At 44.6% G+C, this 6,531-nt stretch carries 7 protein-coding genes and 1 other RNA gene; 5 read left to right on the top strand and 3 right to left on the bottom strand.

Annotation, left to right across the window (positions count from 1 at the left end; genetic code table 11):
- Positions 1-68 precede the first annotated feature (68 nt).
- The gene (locus VB714_RS16065; protein ID WP_323225651.1) at positions 69-1,136 is read right to left on the bottom strand and encodes an Mrp/NBP35 family ATP-binding protein; all 1,068 of its coding nucleotides are present in this window, start codon (positions 1,134-1,136) and stop codon (positions 69-71) included.
- A gap of 76 nt (positions 1,137-1,212) precedes the next feature.
- A complete protein-coding gene (locus VB714_RS16060; protein WP_416309707.1) occupies positions 1,213-1,692 on the bottom strand; it encodes an SRPBCC family protein in 480 nt (159 codons plus the stop codon).
- 121 nt (positions 1,693-1,813) lie between these two features.
- On the opposite strand from VB714_RS16060, the gene hemF reads away from it, so the two are divergent.
- The 5 genes from hemF (at position 1,814) to VB714_RS16035 (ending at position 5,220) form a co-directional block, all read left to right on the top strand.
- The gene (hemF, locus tag VB714_RS16055) at positions 1,814-2,842 is read left to right on the top strand and encodes an oxygen-dependent coproporphyrinogen oxidase (RefSeq protein ID WP_323225649.1); all 1,029 of its coding nucleotides are present in this window, start codon (positions 1,814-1,816) and stop codon (positions 2,840-2,842) included.
- 219 nt (positions 2,843-3,061) lie between these two features.
- The gene (locus VB714_RS16050; protein ID WP_323225648.1) at positions 3,062-3,427 is read left to right on the top strand and encodes an STAS domain-containing protein; all 366 of its coding nucleotides are present in this window, start codon (positions 3,062-3,064) and stop codon (positions 3,425-3,427) included.
- Between the two features lie 283 nt (positions 3,428-3,710).
- On the top strand, positions 3,711-4,421 hold the full coding sequence (gene psb29 / locus VB714_RS16045; protein ID WP_323225647.1) for a photosystem II biogenesis protein Psp29: 711 nt from the start codon (positions 3,711-3,713) through the stop codon (positions 4,419-4,421).
- Between the two features lie 28 nt (positions 4,422-4,449).
- Positions 4,450-4,544: signal recognition particle sRNA small type (gene ffs / locus VB714_RS16040), an RNA gene on the top strand.
- Between the two features lie 46 nt (positions 4,545-4,590).
- Positions 4,591-5,220 carry a Uma2 family endonuclease gene (locus VB714_RS16035; RefSeq protein WP_323225646.1) on the top strand — a complete coding sequence of 210 codons (630 nt, stop codon included), beginning with the start codon at positions 4,591-4,593 and terminating at the stop codon, positions 5,218-5,220.
- A gap of 15 nt (positions 5,221-5,235) precedes the next feature.
- On the opposite strand, the gene VB714_RS16030 is transcribed toward VB714_RS16035, so the two are convergent.
- On the bottom strand, positions 5,236-6,531 hold the full coding sequence (locus VB714_RS16030; RefSeq protein ID WP_323225645.1) for an ATP-dependent DNA helicase: 1,296 nt from the start codon (positions 6,529-6,531) through the stop codon (positions 5,236-5,238).

The following is a 6,531-nucleotide window of genomic DNA, read 5'->3' as shown; positions in this document are numbered from 1 at the left end:
GTTTGGGGGGTTTGGGAGGATGGGGGGTGGGGAGTTAATTGTTTATGGGTAATTATTCATTGTTCTAGCTAGGTTAGGGCTGCTACGGAAACTTTTGCGGCAATTTCTCCAGCTAGTTTGGTGAGGGCTTGGGCGGAAACGGAGTCGGGTTCCCCCATTACAATAGGAATGCCCCGATCGCCGCCTTCCCGCAAGATTATTTCTAGGGGAATACAGCCCAACAAGGGGACGTTTAATTCTCGTGAGGTTTTTTCGCCTCCTCCCGAACCAAATAAATCGTAACGGCGATCGGGTAAATCTGGCGGTATAAAATAACTCATATTTTCAACAATTCCTAAGACTTTTACTCCCAATTGCTCGAACATTTTTAAGCCTCGACGGGCATCGATGAGGGAAACGGTTTGAGGTGTGGTAACGATAACCACACCGGACATGGGAACCGCTTGAGCGAGGGTTAATTGCGCGTCTCCGGTGCCTGGGGGCATATCCACTACTAAATAGTCTAATTCTCCCCAATTGACCTGATAGAGAAATTGGCGAATAATGCCGTTTAACATCGGTCCGCGCCACATGACCGGCTGATCGGGATCGATCAAGAAACCCATTGAGACGAGTTTAATGCCGTAATTAAACGCGGGTTCTAAGATATCTTGCTCTTGGGCATTTTTCTGTACTGCGACTTTTGCCTCAGTCAAACCTAACATTGTCGGCGCATTGGGACCATAAATATCCGCATCTAATAATCCCGTTTTTGCCCCCGCTTTGGCTAAGGCTACGGCGATATTAACGGCGATCGTGCTTTTTCCGACTCCTCCTTTCCCACTAGAGACCGCAATAATATTTTTAATGCCTTTTACCCCTTGGCGATCGGGTAATTCCTTTTGTTGGGGGGTTTCTGCTGTCACCTCAATTTCAACTTTTTCAACTCCAGATAATGCTCGAACTGCTTTTTGACAATCTTCGACAATGAACTCTCGCAAGGGACAGGCTGGTGTGGTTAAAACCAGTGTAAAACTAACAATTCCTCCCGCGTCCACTGTGACATTGCGGATCATGTTCAATTCCACCAAACTTTTTTGCAGTTCGGGGTCTTGCACCGGGCGTAAAACCTCTAAAATCGACTGGGTATCGAGCATGGATTAAAACAAAATAGTTAAAACAGAGTTAAAGCAGAGACTGAAAAAGCAAGCTGGCTTAACTTCATAAATCTTATCAAGCGATCGCCCTTTCTGCTGCTCGAGCCAAACTGGAAGCGACTCGATCGACATAAGGACGAATCCACCACCAGAGTAAAGGGGATAACCATCCCCGCATGGTCACGGAGTAGGAAATATAGGTGCCGCACAGGGTTGATTCAAATTGATAGGTGACGCGATTTTCAACCCCTGGTAGCGCCAAAAATCGCACGCTGAGAAGTTCTCCAGGGGAGACTCTCTCGACAAAAACCCGCACGGGAATGGGAGTCAAGCGCGTCACGGCTTTATAGATGAGTCCAGGTTTGGCGATTAAACCATTAGGGGCATTGGTGCGATCGATGAGAGGATGCCAAGAAACATCGGCAAGATTGACGAGTTGTTTCCAGAGAATATCGACTGAAGCACGACACAAAACGCGGTAGCGCTGATTGAGGGAAAATTTACAAAAAATTTTTCCGCGTCGGATCAGGAGTTTAAACGATAGGCTGAAAATCAAATTCTCCTCCCACAGTGACGATAGGGCTAAAACAATAGTTATTGCAAATTGTATATGATGCGATCGCAATAACCTCTGCCCATGAGAGGATGAAAAATTTGATGTCCACAAGAAGAAGATCATGACAGTTGCCTCCGCTTCCGAAACCATAACGCCGACAAAGCCTCCCGCCGATTCACAGCCTCGCATCAGCCAGTTTATGAAGTCCATACAAGATGAAATTTGTCAAGGGCTAGAAGATTTAGATGGAACGGGAAAATTCCGCGAAGATGCTTGGGAACGAGAAGAAGGAGGGGGTGGGCGATCGCGGGTCATGCGCGATGGCAGAATTTTTGAGCAAGGGGGGGTCAATTTTTCTGAAGTTTGGGGGAAAGAACTCCCTCCCTCCATTCTCAAACAGCGCCCGGAAGCGGAAGGCCACGGTTTTTACGCCACGGGGACATCGATGGTGTTACACCCCCTCAATCCCTATATTCCGACGGTTCACCTCAACTATCGCTATTTTGAAGCGGGTCCGGTGTGGTGGTTTGGCGGGGGTATCGATTTGACTCCCTATTACGGGTTTGGGGAAGATGCTGCCCATTTTCACCGCACTCTCAAGGAGGTTTGCGATCGCCATCATCCCGACTACTATCCTACTTTTAAATCTTGGTGCGACGAATATTTTTATCTCAAACATCGCCAAGAAACTCGCGGTATTGGCGGCATTTTCTTTGATTATCAAGACGGTACGGGAGAACTTTATCGCGGACCCCAGCGCGATCGCGAGGCTGCTGCTTACAGTCAGAAAGTGGGCGCACCTCCCCAGAAAACTTGGGAAGAATTGTTTGCTTTTGTCCGAGATTGTGCAGGGGGATTTTTACCCGCTTATGTCCCTATCGCTGAAAAACGCCAAAAAATGGGGTGGGGCGATCGCGAACGGGATTTTCAACTCTATCGACGGGGGCGCTATGTTGAATTTAATTTAGTCTACGACCGAGGCACCATTTTCGGACTACAAACCAATGGACGCACCGAATCGATCCTGATGTCTCTTCCCCCCATGGTGCGCTGGGAATACTGCTATAGCCCCGAACCGGAAACCCCAGAAGACAATCTTTATAAAACCTTCCTCAAGCCTCAAGAGTGGGCGAATTGGACGGAAGAGTAGGATCGGGGTTTCAGAATCTGAATTTTGCGATCGCGATCGGTTTGACAGAAACTAGGGTGTTAAAATACACTCAAAAGGGCGATTAGTAATTCTTCGCACATGGTAAGCTAGGGAAGAATTTCACAGCTAAATCCCAAAGCAATCCTTTAACAAGACGGCTTTGTGGGCTACTAGCACAAACCAAGATACACAGCTTGAGTTTTTGAGGCGAATTGACGAGTGATTCACATAGAACAAAAAGAACATACAACCACAGAGGGGACAAAGGTAATCGTCCTAGCTCCAAGCGGTCGCTTGGACATTACCACCGCTTGGCAATTTCGTTTGAAATTGCAAGAATGTATCTCCAAACTCAGTCATCATGCTGTCGTCAATCTGAGTCAAGTTAATTTTCTTGATAGTTCTGGTTTAACATCGTTAGTTGCTGGAATGAGGGATGCAGACAAAGTTGAGGGGAGCTTTCGCATTTGCAATGTTCATCCCGAAGCCAAGTTGGTATTTGAGGTGACAATGATGGATTCAGTTTTCGAGATTTTTGAAGCTGAAAACGAAGCCCTCGATGCTTCTCGAGGTGTCACAACCTAAATCAACTCAGGAATGTTGACATTTGAGTGTTGACATTCAGGTGTTGACATTTGAGTGTTGACATTCAGACAACCTTAAGAAATTAGGTGTATCGAATAAATAGGGAGAGAAAAATTTCGCCGTATCATCCCTCAGTTGTTTCGGGCGAAATTTTTCTGTCTTAAATCTTTATTACTTAAATCTTGCCCAGAGGATTCTTTTTAGACCCTAAACAACGATTGTAATAAAGTCAGAAAACCTTGTAAAGTAATAGCAATCGCTGTTTCGTCTAGAGTTAGACTTTGTGGATAACGTTCGCACGCTTTCAGATACCAAACGAAATTTTTATAGCCATCACATTCGCCCGATTAATTCCATTTATCGACGGGTTGTTGAAGAGTTGATGGTAGAAATGCACCTGCTATCGGTCAATGTCAATTTTCAGTACGATCCAATTTATGGATTGGGGGTTGTCACTTCCTTCGATCGCTTTATGGCTGGATATACACCAGAAAAGGATAAAGTCTCAATTTTCAAGGGGTTATGCTTGGCAATTGATAAAGACCCCCAACAATACCGCGATGATGCCGCAGCCTTGAATACGTTAGCACAACGCTTATCGGTGGAACAATTGCTGTCTTGGAATACTGCGCTAGTGTCTTTAGAAGGTAGTGAAAAGTTATATGAAACCTTGAAGGCGATCGCCTTTGCAAAACATTTTAAATACAGTCGTCTTTTTGCAATTGGTATATATGAATTACTGGAATCCGCCGATCGCGCAGTGGTTAGCGATGGAGAAAAGAGAGAGAAAATTCTCGCGGAAATTGGTGGGAGTTTGCATTTACCCATTGAAAAAATGCAGAAGGATTTAGAGATATATCAGAGTAATCTGGAAAAAATGGAGCAGGCCAAACAAGTTTTGGACGATCTGCTGAAGACCGATCGCAAGAAGCGACAAGAAAAATTACTGGAGAAAGAATCTTCTACAGAATCTTCTGAAAAAAACGAAAGTTAAGCGCCAAAAAGGTGCTATACTGGAGAACGACTCGGATCGACGCGATCGCAACGCCCAAACTTTGTCAGACCGGAAGGAGCAGCAATACGGGATGCTTGTGGTAGGCGTAGACTCCGGGTCACTTTTTTTTGATGGTAGAATTCAGGCGAGTATTTTCTAGAAAAGTTCGATGATAACAACTTTACCAATTCCAACAACGGAAATTATTCATCTTTCTGGAATAAGTTGGAAAACCTATGAAAATCTTCTCGAAGAACTGCAAGACCGTCGTTTGCGTTTAACTTACAATTGCGGAAATTTAGAAATCTTGGCTCCTTCACCAGAACACGAACGATATAAAAAAGTAATAGGACGTTTTGTCGAGACCCTTGCAGAAGAATTAGAAATCAATATTTATCCCCTCGGATCGACAACTTATAAGCGTCCTGAATTGAAGGGAGTAGAACCGGATGAATGTTTTTATATTAGCAATATTGTAGCCATTCGCGGTAAACGAAGATTGACACCAGACGATCCTCCTCCCGATCTGGTGATTGAAATAGATATTACCAGCAGTTCGCCCAATCGATTACAAGTTTATGCCGCTTTAGGAGTGCCGGAAGTTTGGGTTTACGATCGCAATTCTTTAATCCTACAACAATTAAACAATGGGGAATATTTTCCCAGTTCTCAAAGTCAGTTTTTCCCCAATATTCCCATCGCAGAAATTGCAGAGTTTCTCCAACAAACTGAGACAACCGATTATTTGGAGTTAATAAGAATATTTCGCAATTGGGTCAGAACTGTAAGAGCAAGATAAAGCTAATATTTACAATTAAAGCACGAATAAACGCGATCGCGCCCGAGAAAAGGCAACATAACGCGCTTGATGCTGCTCGGGAATGCTCGGGTTGCGGGAAATATCGCGATCGCAGACAAAAGCATTCTCATAAGTCGAGCCTTGGGATTGATGAGAAGTGATACCATAACAGGGCTTTAAGTTCGCCCATTGATTGCGAAAATCCCAGTATTCTCCCCAAGCATTTTTGCCTTTGCGCTGTTGTGCTTTTTCCGCTAAATATTTGAGATGGCGATCGATTTTGCTGCGAGCGCTGGGATCGGGTACTTTAAAGCGATAGATATCCTCTTCATCTTCCACCCGCAAGCGCCAATAGTCTATCCCATCGGGACTGGTTTGGAAATGAGGAGGGTTGATAACCGTGACTTCCGCACAACTGGGAAGCACGATATCGCCATCGAGGGGATCGTGAATGGCTTCTTTTGCAATTAAGCGCTCTCCTTCAAGAAAGGGGGTTTTTGGGTCATACAAAGCATTTCTGACTTGTGTGTTAATCGAATCGACCTCTCGATTTGTCCAAGCGATCGCGCGAATATAGTTAGAATTTTGCTCGTATTTCGGGGATTGAAAAGCGCGAATGAGTTGAGCAAACCACTGCGATCGCTGTAATATCCATGCGCCATGCTCTTTATTACAGGTGTATTGGCTCTTTTGCGGTAAAGTAATATGGCGATCGAAAACCTTAGCACGAGCAGCAGAAATAAATTCCATAACGGGATTATCTTGTGCTTGTCGTACTACTTCTGTGAGAGAGAATTGTTCGGAAAGATCGAAAATTGGCGATCGCGTTTCGTTAATAGGAGGTAGTTGTGCGATATCTCCCATAAAAATGAATTTAGTTCTGTATTTTTGCGAGATTTGTTGCAATAAAGTCCACAAAGCTGAGGATACCATCGAGGCTTCATCGACAATAACCAGATCGTATTTACCAATGCGCGATCGCCGTCCTTCTCTTAATACTCGCGTCCCTTTTTCTGCTTCTAACTTCAACCCTAAAAGACGGTGAATAGTGGCATAATCAGGGGATTTATCGCTATTTCCTGCCATTTCTTCCAGTACCCCAACCGCTTTATGAGTAGGTGCTGATGCGGCGATCGCAATTTTACGATATTTTTGTTGTAAACAGCGAATAAATTCCCAAATAATCGTACTTTTGCCGGTCCCGGCTCCTCCTTGTAAGAGAAAGAAACGCTCTTGACTGTGATAGAATGACCGCATTTTCTCAATTGCGATCGCTTGAGAAGGAGTTAAAACAAAATTGCTAGTTTGCAT

Source organism: Spirulina sp. 06S082, assembly GCF_034932145.1.
GTDB lineage: Bacteria > Cyanobacteriota > Cyanobacteriia > Cyanobacteriales > Spirulinaceae > CCY15215.
The sequence above is the reverse complement of the archived record's forward strand: the minus strand, read 5'-3'. Positions and strand labels throughout refer to the sequence as shown.

Excerpts from the sequence above, each read along its gene's own strand:
- VB714_RS16065 (WP_323225651.1), bottom strand. The coding sequence starts at position 1,136 with ATGCTCGATACCCAGTCGATTTTAGAGGTTTTACGCCCGGTGCAAGAC.
- hemF (WP_323225649.1), top strand. The coding sequence starts at position 1,814 with ATGACAGTTGCCTCCGCTTCCGAAACCATAACGCCGACAAAGCCTCCC.
- VB714_RS16035 (WP_323225646.1), top strand. The coding sequence starts at position 4,591 with ATGATAACAACTTTACCAATTCCAACAACGGAAATTATTCATCTTTCT.
- VB714_RS16030 (WP_323225645.1), bottom strand. The coding sequence starts at position 6,531 with ATGCAAACTAGCAATTTTGTTTTAACTCCTTCTCAAGCGATCGCAATT.